We start from the raw sequence: 17,183 nt of genomic DNA on the forward strand, positions 1-17,183 counted from the left end.
CACAATGGCGGTCATGAGGAATGGACCGCTCGCCGTCGTGGGCGCCTCCGTGCTGTGGGGTACGGCGGGCACGGCCGGCCTGCTCGTCTCCGCCGACTCCGTGGCCCTGGCCGCCGCCCGGCTCGTCATCGGGGGCACGGCACTCGCCCTCTACGCCGGAGCCGGCCTCAGGGACACGATCAGGCCAGCCCTCCTGCTGGGCGCCGCCGCGGTGGCCGCGTACCAGCTCTGCTACTTCGCGGCGGTCGCCCGCACCGGAGTGGCGATCGGCACGGTGGTCGCGATCGGCAGCGGGCCCGTCTTCACCGGGCTGCTCTCCTGGCTCATGCACGGCCGACGGCCGAGCGGGCGCTGGACCGCGGCGACCACGGCGGCCATCTGCGGGTCGGCCGCACTGATCGTCGGAGGCGGGACGCAGGCGGGTGGGGAGGTGGTGTCGGGGGTGCTGCTCGCGCTGCTGGGCGGGCTGCTGTACGCCTTCTACGCCGTCATGGCGGCCAGGGAGATCGGCCGGGGGGCCAGGTCGGACGCCGTGATGGGGGTGATGTTCGGCGGGTCGGCGGTGGTCATGCTGCCCATCCTGCTGGCGAACGGGGTCGCCTGGCTGGGGGAGCCGCGCGGGCTGGCCGCCGTGCTCTACCTCGGCCTCGGCACCACCGCGCTGTCCTACTTCCTGTACGGCCGGGGCCTGCGCAGCACCCCCGTGGCCACCGCCGCCACGCTGGCGCTGGCCGAGCCGGCCGTCGCGGCGCTGCTCGGCCTGGTCGTGCTGGGCGAGCGGCTGGCCCCGGTGTCGGTCGCGGGGCTGGTGCTGCTGGCCCTGAGCCTCGTCGTGGTGGCCGTACCGGAACGAACGCGGGAAAGGGCGTTAGAGTCGCAGCCGTGACGTTGCCGCTCAGACCCGTCTCAACCGTGGGCGCGCTCGCCGACGCCCTGCGCAGCAGGGTGCTCTCCGGCGAGATCGCGCCCGGCACCTCGCTGCCCGAGCAGGAGCTCGCCGCGTCGTACGGCGTGGCCAGGCCGACCGTGCGTGAGGCGCTGGCGACGCTGGTGCACGAGGGCCTGCTCAGGCGCGAGCGCAACCGCAGCGCCTACGTCCCCGAAGTGACGCTCTCCGATCTCGACGACCTCATGTACGTCCGGCGCCCGCTGGAGGACCTGATGGCCCAGGCGGTGGCCGGCCGGCGGGTGCCGGAGGCCGACGCGGCCCTGCGCCGGATGGCCGACCTCCCGGCCGCCGCGCCGTGGTCGGAGAGCGTGGCCGAGCACATGGCGCTGCACCAGGCGCTGATCGAGGCGGTCGGGAGCCCGCGGCTCGAACGCCTCTACGGCGCCCTGGCCGCCGAGACGAGGCTCGGCCTGGTCCGGCTGCGCGAGGTCTACGAGGACCGGGAGGTGCTGGTCCGCGAGCACCGCGAGCTGCTCGACGCGATCGCCGAGGGCCCGCCCGACGCGGCGCGTGCCGCGGCGGCGGCGCATCTCAGCCACTCGTGGGGCGTCGGTCACCACTGAGAAGCCACTGTGACGAAGCCACCGCGAAGCCACTGCGACCTACTGCGACGCCACTGAGAAGTCGTTGAAACGCCGCTGAGACGCCTTTGACGAGCCGCTGAAGCGCCACCCGTGGCGGCGACAGCGTGCCGGCAAAGGCCCCATTGCGTACGAACCCTTGCGGGAGCACCCCTGAACTCGCAAGAATCGCGCCCATGCACGGCAATGCGATGCCGGACTCCTACGTGTACGTCACGGAAGAGGGCGTCACCCGTCACTACGCTGACGGTAGTGTCGAGGCCCTCGCCTGGGAGGACGTCGTGGAGGTCCGTGTCGTCACGGAAGCCGGCGAGGACGTCCTCTACATTCTGCTCGACCGCGATGGCGAGGGCTGTGTCGTGCCGCGTTCGGCCACGGACGCCTCCTTTCTCGCCCGCCTGCGCTACCTGCCGGACTTCGATCTCGACCGGCTGACCCTGGCCGCGGACTCCACGCGCGACGGGGTGGTGGTCGTGTGGCGCAGCCCGGACCCGCCGTCCGCGCTGCCGGACCTGGAGTACGACTAGCCCGTACGGTCCGCCGACCTTTCACGAAATGTCGTTCACACTTCATCGGCGCTGCCACTCCTGGACCGTTCCGTCAAGCCCTCGCCCTGCTCAACAATCGTCCGATTGTGGACATATACCGTTATTCCCCCTTCTCGAATTGATCTTTAATCTTTAGTGGGGGCCGCCGCCCTTGAATGTTCGTGGGACTTGCCAACCCATGCAAGGGAACGGTGCATCGAGTATCGGGTGGTGCTATGAGGGTGGGGACTGGGGAGTCCGCTGTCGTGCTCCTCGAGGCCGTGCCGCGCCGTGCGTCCAGCATCTGGACGCGGGCGTACCTGCGGCGTCTGTTGTCCGGCGACATGGTGTGCGTGCTGCTCGCGTGCGTCTGCGTGCTGGGTGTCCGGCTCGTCGCCGGCGTGTACGTACCGCCGGCCGAATATCTGCTGGGATTCGGCCTCGTGGTCGCCTGGCCGATCGCGCTCATGATGGGCGGCGCCTACCGCCAGCGCGCCAACGGCGAGGGCACGGAGGAGTTCAAGGCGGTCTTCAACGGCGGCGCCGGGCTGATGGCCACGGTCGCCATCATGGCCTACGCGACGCAGACCACGATCGCCCGCAGTTTCGTCATGGCGATGTTGCCGCTGGCGCTGCTCGCCACCCTCTATTTCCGCTATCGCATGCGTAAACGTCTCCACCGGAGAAGAGCGGTGGGCGACTACATGCGCCAGGTGGTCGCGGTCGGGCACCGGGAGTCGATTCTCGACCTGGTGATGCAGTTCAGGCGCCAGCCCTACCACGGGATGCGGGTGGTGGGAGCCTGCCTTCCCGAGGGCGGCAGGGACGTCGACCTGGACGGTGTCCCCGTGCTGGGGTCGTTCGACGACGTGGCGAACGTGGTGGAGCGGGAGAAGGCCGACGCCGTGGCCGTGCTGGCCTGCCCGGAGCTGGACGGAGCGGCGCTGCGCCGGCTGGCCTGGAGCCTGGAGACCGCGCGTACCGATCTGTTCGTCGCGCCCGCGCTGCTCGACGTGGCGGGGCCGCGCATCAGCATCAGGCCGGTGGCGGGGATGCCGCTGCTGCACGTGGAGCATCCGGAGTTCGACGGTACGAAGCAGCTCGTCAAGACCGTGTTCGACCGGCTCGTGGCGGGGACCGCGCTGCTGCTGCTCGCCCTGCCGCTGCTGGGGATCGCGCTGGTGATCCGGCTGACGAGCCCGGGGCCGGCGCTGTTCTTCCAGGTCAGGGTCGGCAAAGGCGGCAAAGAATTCCGCGTCGTGAAATTTCGTACGATGGTGGTTGATGCGGAGCAGCGCAAGCGCGACCTACTCGACGCGAACGAGTTCGACGGGGTGCTCTTCAAGATTAGGAACGATCCAAGGGTCACCCGCGTAGGCGCCTTTCTGCGCAAATACTCGCTCGACGAGCTGCCCCAGCTGCTCAACGTCATCCGCGGCGAGATGTCCCTCGTCGGCCCCCGCCCGCCGCTGCCCGAAGAGGTGGGCAAGTACGGCGCCGACGTCCGCCGCCGCCTGGTCGTCAAACCGGGCATGACCGGGCTCTGGCAGGTCAGCGGCCGCTCCGACCTGACGTGGGAGGAGTCCGTACGCCTCGACCTGCGCTATGTGGAGAATTGGTCGCTCATCCTCGACCTGCAGATTCTCTGGAAGACCTGGTCCGTCGTGACCCGTGGAGAAGGGGCTTACTAGCAGTGAAAGCACTCGTGCTCGCCGGAGGGTCGGGCACACGGCTGCGGCCCATCACGCACACCTCGGCCAAGCAACTCGTGCCGGTCGCCGGCAAACCGGTCCTGTTCTACGGCCTGGAGGCGATCGCGGCGGCGGGCGTCACCGAGCTCGGCATGGTGGTCGGCGACACCCAGGCCGAGATCGAGGCGGCCGTGGGCGACGGCTCGGCGTTCGGGCTGCAGGTGACGTACCTGCGGCAGGAGGCGCCGCTCGGGCTCGCCCACGGCGTGCTCATCGCCCGCGACTTCCTGGGCGACGACGACTTCGTCATGTACCTGGGCGACAACTTCATCGTGGGCGGCATCACCGACCTGGTGGCCCGGTTCGCCCGGGAGCGGCCCGCCGCCCAGATCATGCTCACCGAGGTCGCGGACCCGCGCCAGTTCGGCGTGGCCGAGCTGGACTCCGAGGGACGGGTCATCGGCCTGGAGGAGAAGCCCGCGCGGCCGAAGAGCGACCTGGCGCTGGTCGGCGTCTACCTGTTCAGCCCGGCCGTGCACGCGGCGGTGGCGGAGTTGAAGCCGTCGTGGCGGGGCGAGCTGGAGATCACCGACGCCATCCAGTGGCTGATCGAGGCGGGGCTGCGCGTCGAGTCCTCCGTGATCACCGGCTACTGGAAGGACACGGGCGACGTGACCGACATGCTGGAGGTCAACCGGCTGGTCCTGGAGTCGGTGGAGCCGCGCGTGAGCGGGCACGTCGACGCGGCCAGCGACCTCGTGGGCCGGGTCGTGGTCGAGCCGGGCGCGGTCGTCGAACGTTCGCGGGTGGTCGGCCCCGTGATCATCGGCGCCGGCGCACGCATCAGCGACAGCTACGTCGGCCCGTTCACCTCCATCGGCGCGTCCTGCACGGTCACCGGCAGCGAGATCGAATACTCGATCGTGTTGCCCAGGGCCTCCATCGCCGGGGTGGGCCGGATCGAGTGGTCGCTGATCGGCCACGACGTCGAGGTCACCCCAGCGCCCCACACCCCCCGAGCCCACCGCCTCGTGCTGGGCGATCACAGCAAGGTGCAGATCCACTCATGAGAATTCTGGTGACGGGCGGCGCGGGGTTCATCGGCTCCCACTTCGCGCACGGCCTCGACGCCGCGGACGTGACGGTGCTGGACAAGCTCACCTACGCGGGAAGCCGAGCCAACCTCGACGGGGCGCGGCACACGTTCGTGCACGGCGACGTGTGCGACGCCCGCCTGCTGTCCGAGGTCGTGCCCGGTCACGACGTGGTGGTCAACTTCGCCGCAGAGTCCCACGTGGACCGGTCGATCGTGGAGGCGGCCGAGTTCGTGCGCACCAACGTGCTGGGCACGCAGACGCTGCTGCAGGCCTGCCTGGAGGCCGGGGTGGCGAAGGTGGTGCAGGTGTCGACCGACGAGGTGTACGGCACGATCGAGTCGGGCTCCTGGACCGAGGACGCGCCGCCGGCGCCGCGTTCGCCGTACGCGGCCTCCAAGGCGAGCGCCGACCTGATCGCCCTCTCCTACGCGACGACGTACGGACTGGACGTCTCCATCACCCGCTGCGGCAACAACTACGGCCCCCGCCAGTATCCCGAGAAGATCATCCCGCTGTTCGTCACGCGGCTGCTGCGCGGCGCGACCGTCCCGCTCTACGGCGACGGCGGCAACGTGCGCGACTGGATCCACGTCCAGGACCACTGCGCCGGCATCCGGCTGGTCATGGAGAAGGGCCGGCCCGGCGAGGTCTACCACATCGCGGGCACGGCCGAACTGAGCAACCTGGAGCTGACCGGCCTTCTGCTGGAGGCCTGCGGCCGGGGCTGGGACCTGGTCGAGTACGTCGAGGACCGCAAGGGCCACGACCGCCGGTACTCCCTCGACGACACGAAGCTGCGCGCGCTGGGCTACCGGCCGGAGATCACGTTCGAGCAGGGGCTGAAGGACACCGTGCGCTGGTACGCCGAACACCGCGGCTGGTGGACGGCCTGACGGGAGGCGCCATGAGATGGCTCATCACGGGCGCGGGCGGCATGCTCGCCACCGACGTGCTCGACCGTACGGCGCTGACCGGCGACCCGGTGCTCGCGCTCGCCCGCAGCGAGCTCGACCTGCGCGACCGGAGCGCGGTACGCGACTTCGTGCGCGCCTACCGGCCCCGAGCGGTGATCAACTGCGCCGCCTGGACCGCCGTGGACGAGGCCGAGTCGCGTGAGGCGGAGGCGCTGGCGATCAACGGGCACGCGGTGCGCTGGCTGGCCGAGGCGTGCGACCTGACCGGGGCGCGGCTGGTGCACGTCTCGACCGACTACGTCTTCGACGGCGCGAGCGCGGCGGCGTACCGGGAGGACGCGCCCACCGGGCCGGTCAACGCCTACGGGCGCACGAAGCTGGCGGGGGAGCGCGCGGCGCTGGAGCACGGCCACTACGTCGTACGGACCGCGTGGTTGTACGGCGCGACCGGCGCCGACTTCGTCCGGACCATGATCAGGCTTTCCGGTGAGCGCCCGTTCGTCGACGTGGTCGACGACCAGCGCGGGCAGCCGACGTGGGCCGCCGACCTGGCCGACTTCCTCGTACGGCTGGCCCGGTCGGACCTGCCGCCGGGCGTCTACCACGGCGTCTGCTCGGGCGAGACGACGTGGTACGGCCTGGCCAAGGAGGTCTTCACGCTGCTCGGCGCGGACCCCGGGAGGGTGCGGCCGGTCGCCAGCACCGCCTGGCCCCGGCCAGCGCGGCGCCCGGCCAGCAGCGTGCTCGCCTGCACGAAAGCCGAGCCGCTGCGCCACTGGCGGGCGGCGCTGCACGCGGCCTGGCCGGTCATCGCCGCGAAGGCGGGGCCTCAATGCAACGTGGCGTAGAACTCCTGGCACGCGCGGTGATCCGGCAGCAGCCCGCCCGCGAGTGCCTCGTCGAGCGAGGGCGCCCTGGCGTCCTTGTCGGACAGCACGGGCTCGACGCCGGCCGGCCAGGTGATGGCGAGGGCCGGGTCGAGCGGGTGGACCCCGTGCTCGCGGCCGGGCGCGTACGGCTGCGAGCACAGGTAGACCACCGTGGCCTGCTCGCTCAGCGCCATGAACGCGTGCCCGAGTCCTTCGGCGATCAGCATGCCGCGGCGTGCGCGGTCGTCGAGCGTGCGCGCCTCCCAGCGGCCGAACGTGGGCGATCCGGTCCGCAGGTCGACGACCACGTCGAGGACGCTGCCGGACACGCACATCACGTACTTCGCCTGGCCGGGCGGCACGTCGGCGAAGTGCACACCCCGCAGCACCCCGCGGCCGGAGACCGAGCAGTTGACCTGGGCGACGTCGAAGCGCCGCGGCAGGCCGGCCGGGCGGAACGCCTCGAGGAACGAGCCACGGGAGTCGGTGTGGACGCGCGGCGTGTGCACCCACGCTCCGTCGATGCCGAGGGGATCCATGGCCCGCACAGTACCAACGAGAAATCTGCCATCGGAGCGTACGAATGACACCTTGCCGTTTATGCGGTTCCACCGACATGACCGGTGTCGTGGACCTGGGGGCGACGCCCCCATGCGAACGCGTCCTCACCACCGGTCAGCTCGACGAGCCGGAGGTCACCTATCCGCTGCGGCTGCGCGTGTGCACGTCGTGCTGGCTGGCGCAGATCCCGCCGCTGATCTCCCCCGAGGAGACCTTCACCGACTACGCCTACTTCTCCTCCTACTCCACCTCGTGGGTGGAGCACGCCAGGGCCTTCGTCGCAGGGCTCGACCTGAAGCCGGACTCCTTCGTGGTGGAGGTGGCCAGCAACGACGGCTACCTGCTCCGCCACGTGGTCGAGCGGGGTGTGCGCTGCCTCGGCGTCGAGCCGTCGGTGAACGTCGGCGCGGCGGCCAGGGAGCGCGGCGTGCCGACGGTGACGGCGTTCCTCACGCCGGAGAGCGCGCGGGCGATCGTGCGGGAGCACGGGCGCGCGGACCTCGTCGTGGCCAACAACGTCTACGCGCACATCCCCGACGTGATCGGCTTCACCGAGGGGCTGCGCACGCTGGTCGCCGACGACGGCATGGTCTCCGTCGAGGTGCAGCACCTGCTCACGCTGATCGAGCGCAACCAGTACGACACGATCTACCACGAGCACTTCCAGTACTACACCGTCGCGTCGGCGCGGCGGGCGCTGGCGAGCGGCGGCCTGGCGGTGGTGGACGTCGAACTGCTGGAGACCCACGGCGGCTCCATCCGCCTGTGGGCCAGGCCCTCGGAGTACGGGAGTGCGCCGTCGCCGCGGGTGGCCGACGTCCTGGCCCTGGAGAAGGCGGCCGGGCTGCACGAGATCTCCGGCTACGCCGAGTTCGCGGGGCGGGTGGCCGGGGTCCGGCGTGACCTGCTGCGCTTCCTCATAGACGCCGCCGAATCGGGCCGGACCGTGGTCGGGTACGGCGCTCCCGGCAAGGGCAACACGCTGCTCAACCACTGCGGCGTACGGCCGGACCTGCTCGCGTACACGGTGGACCGCAACCCGTACAAGCACGGCAAGTTCACGCCCGGCGCCCGCATCCCGATCCTCCCGACCGGCCGGATCGCCGCCGACCGGCCGGACTACGTGCTCGTCCTGCCGTGGAACCTGCGCGAGGAGCTGGTCGAGCAGCTGTCGTACGTCCATGACTGGGGTGGCCGACTGGTCTTCCCCATCCCCACGTTGGAGGTCGTGTGAAGGTCGTCCTCTTCTGCGGCGGACACGGCACCCGCATGCGCACCGGGGCGCCGGGCGACGTGCCCAAGCCCATGCAGCTCGTCGGCCCGAGGCCGCTGCTCTGGCACGTCATGCGCTACTACGCGCACTTCGGTCACAAGGAGTTCGTGCTCTGCCTGGGGTACGGCGCCGAGCACATCAAGAGCTTCTTCCTGACGTACGAGGAGACCGCGTCCAACGACTTCGTGTTGCGCGGCGGCGACATCGAGCTGCTGGGCAACGACATCTCCGACTGGACGGTCTCCTTCGTGCACACCGGGATCGAGTCGTCGATCGGCGAGCGGCTGCGCCGGGTGCGCGACCACCTCGGCGGCGACGAGATGTTCCTGGCGAACTACGCGGACGTGCTCACGGATGCGCCGCTGCCGGAGATCATCGACAGGTTCGCCAGGTCGGACGCGGGCGGCTCGCTGATGGCCGTGCCGCCGCCGGGCACCTTCCACTGCGTCGGGATCACGCCGGACGGGTTGGTGGACCAGATCACCGCGGTCACCGAAATGCCGCTCTGGGTCAACGGCGGATATTTCGTGTTACGGCAGGAGGTCTTCGACCACATCCCCGAGAACGGTGACCTGCTCGTCGACGGGTGCAGGGAGCTGGCCAAACGCGGACGGCTGCTCGCCTACCCGTACCGCGGCTACTGGCGGCCCACCGACACCGTCAACCAGCGGCTGGAGCTCGACCGCGCCTACTCGCGCGGCGACCGCCCGTGGGCGTTGTGGGAGCGCACAGCATGAAACGGCTCATCCCCACCGGACTGCGCAGGATCGCCGCGCTCGCCGCGCACTGCGACGACATCGCCATCGGCGCGGGCGGCACCCTGCTCGCCGTCTGCACCTCCCACCCCGGCGTGCAGGTCGACGTCCTGGTGTTGTCGGGCGGCGGCACCGATCGCGAGCGCGAGGAGCGCACGGCGCTCGCCGCCTTCTGCCCCGGCGCCGACCTGCGGATCACGGTGGCCAAGGTGCCCGACGGACGGCTGCCCGCCCACTGGGACGAGGCCAAGACGGCGGTCGAGGAGCTGCGTCTGCGCACCGAACCCGACCTGATCCTCGCGCCCCACGCCGGCGACGCCCACCAGGACCACAGAGGCCTGGCCCGGCTGGTGCCCACCGCCTTCCGAGACCACCTCGCGCTCGGCTACGAGATCCTCAAATGGGACGGCGATCTCGGCCGCCCCCACGCGTACCAGCCGCTCGACCTCGCGCTCGCCGAACGCAAGGTCGCCCTGCTGTGGGAGCACTACCCGTCACAACGCCGGCGCACCTGGTTCGACAGGGAGGCGTTCCTCGGTATGGCCAGGGTCCGCGGCGTTCAGTGTCACGCACGCTACGCCGAGGCCTTCTACCTCGACAAGATCTCGCTCGACCTAGCTGGAGGCTGAAACGACATGCGTGTCCTGCTCACCGGGCACCAGGGCTACCTCGGCACCGTCATGGCCGGGCGGCTGGCCACGGCCGGTCACGACGTGACGGGCCTGGACTCCGGGTTGTTCGCCCGCTGCGTGCTCGGTCCCCCGCCCGCCGACCCGCCGGGCCACCGCGCCGACCTGCGAGACGTACGCGCGGAACTGCTCGAAGGCGTCGACGCGGTCATCCACCTGGCCGCGCTCTCCAACGACCCGCTCGGCGCGCTCTCGCCCGAGCTGACCTACTCCATCAACCACCACGCCTCCGTACGCCTGGCCAGGCTCGCCCGCGACGTCGGCGTGCGCCGTTTCCTGTACGCCTCCACCTGCTCGGTGTACGGCGCCTCCGGTGGGGACGACCTGCTCGGCGAGGACGCCCCGCTGCGGCCCGTGACCCCGTACGCGGAGTCGAAAGTGCGGGTCGAGGACGAGCTGCTGGAGCTGGCCGACGACGACTTCACACCCGTGTTCCTGCGCAACGCGACCGCGTTCGGGTTCTCGCCGCGGCTGCGGGCCGACATCGTGCTCAACAACCTCGTCGGCCACGCCCACCTGACCGGCGAGGTGCGCGTGTTGTCCGACGGCACCCCGTGGCGGCCGCTGGTGCACGTGGCCGACATCGCCGACGCCTTCGCCGCCATGCTCGACGCGCCACGCGAGGCCGTGCACGCCAAAGCGTTCAACGTCGGCGGCGAGCAGAACAACCTCACCGTCGCCGGCATCGCCGGGCACGTCGTGGAGGCGGTGCCGGGATCGCGGCTGCTCATCACGGGCGAGACCGGGGCCGACCCGCGCTCGTACCGGGTGGACTTCTCGCGGATCAGGCAGGCGCTGCCGGGTTTCCACGCCCGCTGGACGGTGAAGGCGGGCGCGGTCGAACTGGCCGAGGCCTACCGGACCTACGGGCTGACGCAGGCCGACTTCCGCGAGCGGTTCACCAGGCTCGCATGGCTGGCCGAGCGGCGGTCGAGCGGCACGGTCACCGCGGAGCTGAGGCCGTGACGGGAGAGGAGATGCACGCCCTGGTGGCGCGGCTCTACCCGCTGTGCCGTTCCATCACGGGCGACGGGGTGCGCGCCACGCTCGGCATCCTCGCCGAACACCTCGACCTGGACGTGCACGAGGTCCCGACGGGCACGCAGGTGCTCGACTGGGCGGTCCCCAAGGAGTGGAACGTCCGCGACGCCTACGTCATGGACGCGGACGGCGCGAGGGTCGTCGACTTCCGGCGCTCCAATCTGCACGTCGTCGGCTACAGCGTCCCCGTGTCGGCCACGATGACGCTGGCGGAGCTACGGCCCCACCTGCACACGCTGCCCGAGCAGCCCGGCCTGGTCCCCTACCGGACCGCCTACTACGCCGAGACGTGGGGGTTCTGCCTCAGTCAGCGCACGCTCGACGGCCTCGGCGAGGGGCCGTACAAGGTGGTGATCGACTCGACGCTGGCCGACGGGCACCTGACGTACGCCGAGCACGTCGTACGCGGACGGACGACGGACGAGGTGCTCATCTCGTGCCACACGTGCCACCCGTCGCTGGCCAACGACAACCTCGCCGGGCTCGCCGTGGCGACCGCGCTGGCCTCCCGGCTGGAGCGGCCGCGCCTGACCTACCGCTTCGTGTTCGCGCCCGGCACGATCGGGGCCATCACGTGGCTGGCGCGCAACCGCGAGCGCGTCTCCAGGGTCAGGCACGGCCTCACGCTGGCCTGCGCCGGCGACCGCGGCCCGCTGACCTACAAACGCAGCAGGCGCGGGGACGCCGGCATCGACCGGGTGATGGCGCACGTGCTGCGGGAACGGCCGCACACGATCACGGACTTCTCACCGTACGGCTACGACGAGCGCCAGTACTGCTCGCCCGGCTTCGACCTGCCCGTCGGCAGCCTCACCAGGACGCCGTACGCCGGCTACCCCGAATACCACACCTCGGGCGACGACCTGGACTTCGTCTCGCCGGAGTCCATGGCCGACACGCTGGAGGCGCTGTGGTCGGCGGTGGAGGTGCTGGAGGGCGACGGCCGCTACCTGAACCTCAGCCCGTACGGCGAGCCGCAGCTGGGCCGGCGCGGCCTGTACGGATCGATCGGCGGCCGGAGTGACACGAAACAGGCGCAGATGGCGATGTTGTGGGTGCTGAACCTGTCGGACGGCGCGCACTGCCTGCTGGACGTCGCCGACCGGTCCGGCCTGCCCTTCCGCGCGGTGGCGGAAGCGGCGCAGGCGCTGGAGGCGGCGGGGCTGCTGAAGAGGGAGGGCGCGTGAACCTGCGGGTGGGCGATCTCGTCGAGGTGCGCAGCGAGGCCGAAATCCTCGCCACGCTGGACGAGCGGGGTGAGCTGGAGAGCCTGCCGTTCATGCCGGAGATGGCGCGCTTCTGCGGCCGGCGGATGACCGTGCACAAGGTCGCGCACAAACTGTGCGACACGATCAGCCGCAGCGGCATGCGCCGGATGGAACGGGCCGTCCACCTGACCGGGGCACGCTGCGACGGCGAGGCGCACGGCGGCTGCCAGACGGCCTGCTCGCTGTACTGGAAGGAGGCCTGGCTCAGACGGGTGGACCCGGACGAGCCGCAGGCCGCTCCCGAGCCCGAGCCGGCGCTGCTGCCGCTGCTGCTGGCCCGCACCCGCAAGGACGCCGACCACTACTCCTGCCAGGCCACCGAACTGCTCAGGGCGGCGCCCACCTGCCTGCCGTTCCGCGACCTCGGCCAGTACGTCACCGACGTGCGCAGCGGCAACGCCGGCGTGGCCTCGGTGGTACGCACCTTCCTCGTCGGGCTGTTCAACCGGTTCCAGGAGTTCAGCAAGAAGGTCCTGCCGCGACGCCTGTGGTTCAGGCGCGGGCTGCGCTGGGGCTTCGTCGAGGGACGGGCGGGCCGGGTCACCCCGACGGAGAAGCTGGACCTGAAACCGGGAGAGCTGGTCAGGGTCAGGCCGAAGGAGGAGATCCTCGACACGCTCAACGACAGCCTGCTCAACCGCGGGCTGGGCTTCGAGGAGGAGATGGCCCGCTACTGCGGCAGGACCGCGCGGGTGCGCGCCAGGGTGGAGCGCTGCCTCGACGAGAGGACCGGCCGCATGCTCAGCATGAAGAGCCCGTGCATCGTCCTCGACGACCTCGTCTGCGAGGGTGTCTACAACGCGAGCTGCCCGCGCGAGTTCGTACCGTTCTGGCGGGAGATCTGGCTGGAGAGGGTGCCGCCGGGCGACGGTGACGGCCGGTGAGCGAGGTCGGCGAGATCGGCAGGAAGGCGGGGCGCGGGCTGCGCTGGAGCCTGCTCGGCAACCTCGTCATGAAGGCGGGCTCGTTCGTGATGAGCCTCGTCCTGGCCCGGCTGCTGGTGCCCGAGGACTTCGGCGTGTTCGCCATCGCCCTGGCGGCCACCCAGTTCGTCATCTACATCAACGACGCCGGAGTGATCTCCGCGACCGTGCAGTGGCGCGGCAGGCTGGAGGAGGTCGCGCCCACGGCCACGGTGGTGGCCATCCTGTCCAGCGCCGGCCTGTACGCGCTGTTCTGGGTCATCGCGCCGTTCTACGCCCGGCTGGCCGGCAGCGACGACGCCACCTGGGTGATCCGCATCCTCATGGCCACCAACCTCGTCTACGGGCTGACCGCGGTCCGCAGCGCCGCGCTGATGCGCACGTTCCGGCAGGACAAGCTGGCCTGGGCCAACCTCGCCGGGTTCGCCGCCAACGCCGGCGTCTCCATCACCCTGGCCGCGAACGGCTCAGGGGCCTACAGCTTCGCGTGGGGCCAGCTCAGCGGGGCCGCGCTCACCGGCGTGCTGGTGGTCGTCTTGGCCGCGGTCAGGATCGAGCTCGGCTTCGACCGCGCGGTGGCCGCCCGGCTGCTGCGGTTCGGGCTGCCGCTCTGCGCCGGCCTCGGCGTCGAAGGGCTGCTGCTGAACGTGGACGCCGTCATCGTCGGCGACGTGCTCGGACCGGCGCTGCTCGGCTTCTACCTGCTGGCCTACAACATCTCCAGCTGGGTGCCCGGGCTCATCGGCACGGCCATCCGCTACGTGGCCCTGCCCAGCTTCTCCCGCCTGGCCGAGGAGGGCGACGAGCCGCTGCGGGCGGGCGTACGGCAGGCGGTGCCGCTGCTGGCCACGCTGGTGCTGCCGGTCGCGGTGACCATGGGCGTGCTCGCCCCCGCGCTCGTGGAGTTCCTGTACGGCGCACGCTGGTCGCCGTCGGCCGGGGTGCTGCGCTTCCTGGCGATCGTGATGGCCGTGCGCATGCTGACCCTGCTCATCACCGACGTCCTGGCCTCGACCGGCGCGACCAGGGCGCCCATGTGGGTGAACCTGGCCTGGGCGTTCACGCTCGTGCCCGCGCTCATGGCGGGCGCCAGGATCGGAGGCATCGAGGGCGCCGCCGTGGCGCACGCGGTCATCGCCGTGGTGGTGGCGCTGCCGCTGCTGGCGGCGGCGCTGCACCGGTCCGGCGTGCCGCTGCGGCTGTTCGGGGCGGGACTGGCCAGGCCGCTTGCGGCGGCCGTGCCGGCCGGCCTCGTCATGGCCGGGTCGGCCGCGGCCGTGGACGGCCCGTTCGCCGAGCTGTGCGTGGCGGGAGGCGCGGGGCTGCTGGTGTTCGTGCTCGTCGCGGTGCCGCGCGCCGCGCTACAGCGACTCGTACGTCAAGGGAGAGCACATGCGGGAACCTGAACTCGTCTCGATCGCCCTGCCCGTGCGCAACGGCGCCGACCGGCTCGAAGGCGTCATCGGTTCGGTGCTGGCCCAGGACTACCCGCGCATCGAGTTGGTCATCTCCGACAACGCCTCCACGGACGGCACCGAGGAGCTCTGCCGCGACCTGGCGGCCGGCGAGCGCAGGATCGTCTACCACCGGCATCCGCACAACGTCGGCCTGCTCGCCAACTTCACGCACGCGGCGCGGATCTCGCGCGGCGCGTACGTACGGTGGATCGGCGACGACGACCGGCTCCAGCCCGCGTGCGTCTCGCGCGCGATGGCGGCGTTCGCGTCCGACGAGCGGCTCATCCTCGTCACCAACCAGGTCTCCTACAGCCGGCCGGACGGTACGGTCACCACCGCGGCCTACGAGGGCCCGCATGAAGGCGGGGGCCTCGGCTCCGACGACCCGGTGGAACGCTTCACCGAGATGCTGAGGCTGCTCAACGAGAGCCCGTTCCTGATCGACCCGCTCTACGGCCTGCTGCGCCGCGAACCGGCGGTCGGCATCCCGCGCAGGAACATGTTGCGCGAGGACGAGGTGTTCGCCGCCAAGCTGGCGCTGGCCGGCCCGTGGGCGCACGTGCCCGAGGTGCTGTCGCACCGCAACTGGCGGCTGGAGCGCATCTCCGGCCTGGCCCGCCGCCTCGACGTGCCGTCCTGGCAGTCGCACGCGGCCAACACGCTGCAGTGCAGGGAACTGCTCAGATGGGTGCGCGACGCCGGACTCGCCGACGACGATCGCCGCCGGGCGCGCGCCGGGGTGCTGCGCATGTACGCTCGCCGCCAGCGCCGCACGATCGCCCACCGCAGCCGCAAGCTGCTGTCCATGGCCCGGCCGACGTAGCCGCTGGTGTAACGGCGTTCATGACAAGGGCGATTTCCACTTTGCATCGTTACAAAAGTCGACGGAGGCGGAAATAGTGCGCTTCTGGACAACCGTCTGGGGTCTGGTCAGGAAGAAGGCGATCGGGCCGCCGGTCGCCGTCGTCGCGATCGGGCTCGCCCTGGCCGCGTACTTCCTGGTCCCGAGCCGCTACGTCTCCACCGCCTCCATGGTGCTCACCGTGCCGGCCACGGGCGGGACACTGGAGACCGGTCCCCAGCAGCGGCTCGGGCTGACCAATCCGCTGCTGCAGTTCAACGACGCCCTGCGGACGACCGCGGGCATCCTCATCCTGTCCACCAACACGCCGGAGGTCGCGGCCGAGCTGGGCGTGACGGAGGACGGCCCGACCGTCCTGACCGTCAACGACGGCCGTACCAACCCGGACCTGCTCGGCATCAGCACCAACGGGCCGTTCGTCTACGTCGAGGTGGAGAGCACGTCTCCTGCCGTGGTCACGGAGGTCATGCGCAAGGCGAAGCTGCGCATCAGGGTGGAGCTGGCCAAGCGGCAGACGGCGCTGGGCGCGCCGGTGAGCACGCACATCGGCATCCTCGACGTGATGCCCGCGTCGGCGCCCCGGCTCGTCGTGACGGACCGCCTGCTGGGCGCGGCCTCGGGCGGCCTGCTCGGGGTGGTGGCAGGGCTCGGCGTGGCGTACGGCGTCCAGCGCCTGCGCGCCGCCCGCCGCGCGGGCGGCCCCGGCCCTCAGCCGGAGCCCGAGCCGCAGGAGCACGAGCCGGAGCCAGGGCAGGAGCGGGAGCCCGAGGAGGGCAGGAAGCCGGAACCCGAGCCCTGGCCGGAGGCCGCTCCCGCGGCGGAGCGGGAGGACGCTCAGGTCGAGTCGACGACCTGAGCGCACCGCCGGATCGCGGCCGTCCTGGCCTCGTGCGGGGTGTTCGACTTGGCGGAGATCATCATGCCCACCGCCTCGGGCGGCAGCCGGTCGGCGAAGGCGACCGCCTGGGCTTCGTCCCAGGGCTCGTGGTGGTAGCTCAGGTGGCAGATCGTCGTGTTGATCGGCGGCGACGACTTCAGCACCTCGTCGACGAACACGCCGTACAGGACGAACTCCGAGACGTGCAGCCGTCCGTTGAACGCGTCGAGCCAGTCGCGCCCGGTGACCTCGGTGATGCGGCGGCGCATGGCGAGCACGATCCGCGGGTCCCAGAACGTCAGCGCGGTCACGTAGTCGGGCAGCGGCGGTGGCGGCGGTGGTGGCAGGCCGAGCAGCTCGCGGGCGACCCGGTGCCACAGGAGGTGCCGCTCCATGTCGGCGGTCACGGCGTTCTCGACCCGGTGGAGGCAGAGCCGCCCGTCCATGCTGAACGACTCGACCCCGGTCGGCCGGACCAGTACGGCGTCGGAGTCGACGATGAGCAGGGCGTCGGCGTCGATCAGGCCGGCCGAGGCGATCTTGACGGTCTGCTGCATGACCCAGCCGCGCAGCGGGGGCCACGGGCGGCGGCGGTTGACGTACACGTCGGTGAAGGGCACGCGGACGTACCTGCGGGGCAGCAGCTCCGAGCGCACCCACAGGCGGCAGCGCGGACCCTCGAACCCGGCGAAGACCTGCCGGTCGCGGGCGGGCACGAAGACGTGGTGGACGGTGTCGTCCGACGTGTGCCGGAGTACGGACCGGTGCAGGTCGGCGAAGAGAGCGGCGTCCGGGGCGTAGGACGGGGTGATGACCGCCAGCTTGCTCACGGCTCGGCTCCCCTCGCGA

At 71.3% G+C, this 17,183-nt stretch carries 18 protein-coding genes; 16 read left to right on the plus strand and 2 right to left on the minus strand.

The window, feature by feature from the left end; translation table 11 throughout:
* Positions 1–13 precede the first annotated feature (13 nt).
* From GUY59_RS00475 to rfbD, 7 genes are all read left to right on the plus strand, one after another.
* Positions 14–886 carry a DMT family transporter gene (locus tag GUY59_RS00475; RefSeq protein ID WP_138198640.1) on the plus strand — a complete coding sequence of 291 codons (873 nt, stop codon included), beginning with the start codon at positions 14–16 and terminating at the stop codon, positions 884–886.
* Positions 883–1,512 carry a GntR family transcriptional regulator gene (locus tag GUY59_RS00480; protein ID WP_132329201.1) on the plus strand — a complete coding sequence of 210 codons (630 nt, stop codon included), beginning with the start codon at positions 883–885 and terminating at the stop codon, positions 1,510–1,512. Before GUY59_RS00475 ends, GUY59_RS00480 begins: the two co-directional genes overlap by 4 nt.
* Positions 1,513–1,706: 194 nt before the next feature.
* On the plus strand, positions 1,707–2,057 hold the full coding sequence (locus tag GUY59_RS00485; RefSeq protein WP_138198639.1) for a hypothetical protein: 351 nt from the start codon (positions 1,707–1,709) through the stop codon (positions 2,055–2,057).
* Between the two features lie 236 nt (positions 2,058–2,293).
* Positions 2,294–3,748: a sugar transferase gene (locus tag GUY59_RS00490; protein WP_138198638.1), complete on the plus strand. Its 1,455-nt coding sequence runs from the start codon at positions 2,294–2,296 to the stop codon at positions 3,746–3,748.
* A gap of 2 nt (positions 3,749–3,750) precedes the next feature.
* Positions 3,751–4,818 (plus strand): glucose-1-phosphate thymidylyltransferase, encoded by a 1,068-nt coding sequence (locus tag GUY59_RS00495; protein WP_138198637.1) that lies wholly within the window; start codon positions 3,751–3,753, stop codon positions 4,816–4,818.
* Positions 4,815–5,738, plus strand: coding sequence for a dTDP-glucose 4,6-dehydratase (gene rfbB / locus GUY59_RS00500; RefSeq protein ID WP_138198636.1), 924 nt, complete (start codon positions 4,815–4,817; stop codon positions 5,736–5,738). Before GUY59_RS00495 ends, rfbB begins: the two co-directional genes overlap by 4 nt.
* A gap of 11 nt (positions 5,739–5,749) precedes the next feature.
* The gene (gene rfbD / locus GUY59_RS00505; RefSeq protein WP_138198635.1) at positions 5,750–6,607 is read left to right on the plus strand and encodes a dTDP-4-dehydrorhamnose reductase; all 858 of its coding nucleotides are present in this window, start codon (positions 5,750–5,752) and stop codon (positions 6,605–6,607) included.
* Here the strand turns inward: rfbD and GUY59_RS00510 are convergent.
* The gene (locus GUY59_RS00510; protein WP_138198634.1) at positions 6,589–7,167 is read right to left on the minus strand and encodes a dTDP-4-dehydrorhamnose 3,5-epimerase family protein; all 579 of its coding nucleotides are present in this window, start codon (positions 7,165–7,167) and stop codon (positions 6,589–6,591) included. The two genes, rfbD and GUY59_RS00510, sit on opposite strands and share 19 nt — an antisense overlap.
* A 44-nt stretch (positions 7,168–7,211) precedes the next feature.
* On the opposite strand from GUY59_RS00510, the gene GUY59_RS00515 reads away from it, so the two are divergent.
* The 9 genes from GUY59_RS00515 to GUY59_RS00555 all read left to right on the plus strand — a co-directional run bounded on the left by GUY59_RS00515 (position 7,212) and on the right by GUY59_RS00555 (position 16,313).
* A complete protein-coding gene (locus tag GUY59_RS00515) occupies positions 7,212–8,423 on the plus strand; it encodes a class I SAM-dependent methyltransferase (protein WP_138198633.1) in 1,212 nt (403 codons plus the stop codon).
* A complete protein-coding gene (locus tag GUY59_RS00520; RefSeq protein ID WP_138198632.1) occupies positions 8,420–9,199 on the plus strand; it encodes a glucose-1-phosphate cytidylyltransferase in 780 nt (259 codons plus the stop codon). The genes GUY59_RS00515 and GUY59_RS00520 overlap by 4 nt, the downstream gene beginning before the upstream one ends.
* Positions 9,196–9,846, plus strand: coding sequence for a PIG-L deacetylase family protein (locus tag GUY59_RS00525; protein ID WP_138198631.1), 651 nt, complete (start codon positions 9,196–9,198; stop codon positions 9,844–9,846). Before GUY59_RS00520 ends, GUY59_RS00525 begins: the two co-directional genes overlap by 4 nt.
* 6 nt (positions 9,847–9,852) lie before the next feature.
* Positions 9,853–10,872, plus strand: coding sequence for an NAD-dependent epimerase/dehydratase family protein (locus GUY59_RS00530; RefSeq protein ID WP_138198630.1), 1,020 nt, complete (start codon positions 9,853–9,855; stop codon positions 10,870–10,872).
* Entirely contained in the window at positions 10,869–12,134 is a 1,266-nt protein-coding gene (locus GUY59_RS00535; protein WP_212746124.1) for a DUF4910 domain-containing protein, read from the plus strand. The genes GUY59_RS00530 and GUY59_RS00535 overlap by 4 nt, the downstream gene beginning before the upstream one ends.
* Positions 12,131–13,099, plus strand: coding sequence for a hypothetical protein (locus GUY59_RS00540; protein WP_138198628.1), 969 nt, complete (start codon positions 12,131–12,133; stop codon positions 13,097–13,099). Before GUY59_RS00535 ends, GUY59_RS00540 begins: the two co-directional genes overlap by 4 nt.
* Positions 13,096–14,544, plus strand: coding sequence for an oligosaccharide flippase family protein (locus tag GUY59_RS00545; protein ID WP_252374792.1), 1,449 nt, complete (start codon positions 13,096–13,098; stop codon positions 14,542–14,544). Before GUY59_RS00540 ends, GUY59_RS00545 begins: the two co-directional genes overlap by 4 nt.
* On the plus strand, positions 14,531–15,418 hold the full coding sequence (locus GUY59_RS00550; RefSeq protein WP_138198627.1) for a glycosyltransferase family 2 protein: 888 nt from the start codon (positions 14,531–14,533) through the stop codon (positions 15,416–15,418). The genes GUY59_RS00545 and GUY59_RS00550 overlap by 14 nt, the downstream gene beginning before the upstream one ends.
* Positions 15,419–15,494: 76 nt before the next feature.
* Positions 15,495–16,313 (plus strand): hypothetical protein, encoded by an 819-nt coding sequence (locus GUY59_RS00555; protein ID WP_138198626.1) that lies wholly within the window; start codon positions 15,495–15,497, stop codon positions 16,311–16,313.
* On the opposite strand, the gene GUY59_RS00560 is transcribed toward GUY59_RS00555, so the two are convergent.
* Positions 16,292–17,164, minus strand: a complete 873-nt coding sequence (locus GUY59_RS00560) for a DUF6492 family protein (RefSeq protein ID WP_138198625.1) — start codon at positions 17,162–17,164, stop codon at positions 16,292–16,294. The two genes, GUY59_RS00555 and GUY59_RS00560, sit on opposite strands and share 22 nt — an antisense overlap.
* Positions 17,165–17,183 lie beyond the last annotated feature (19 nt).

Origin of the sequence: Nonomuraea sp. K271, from assembly GCF_009908215.1 — a bacterium.
Lineage (GTDB): Bacteria > Actinomycetota > Actinomycetes > Streptosporangiales > Streptosporangiaceae > Nonomuraea > Nonomuraea longispora.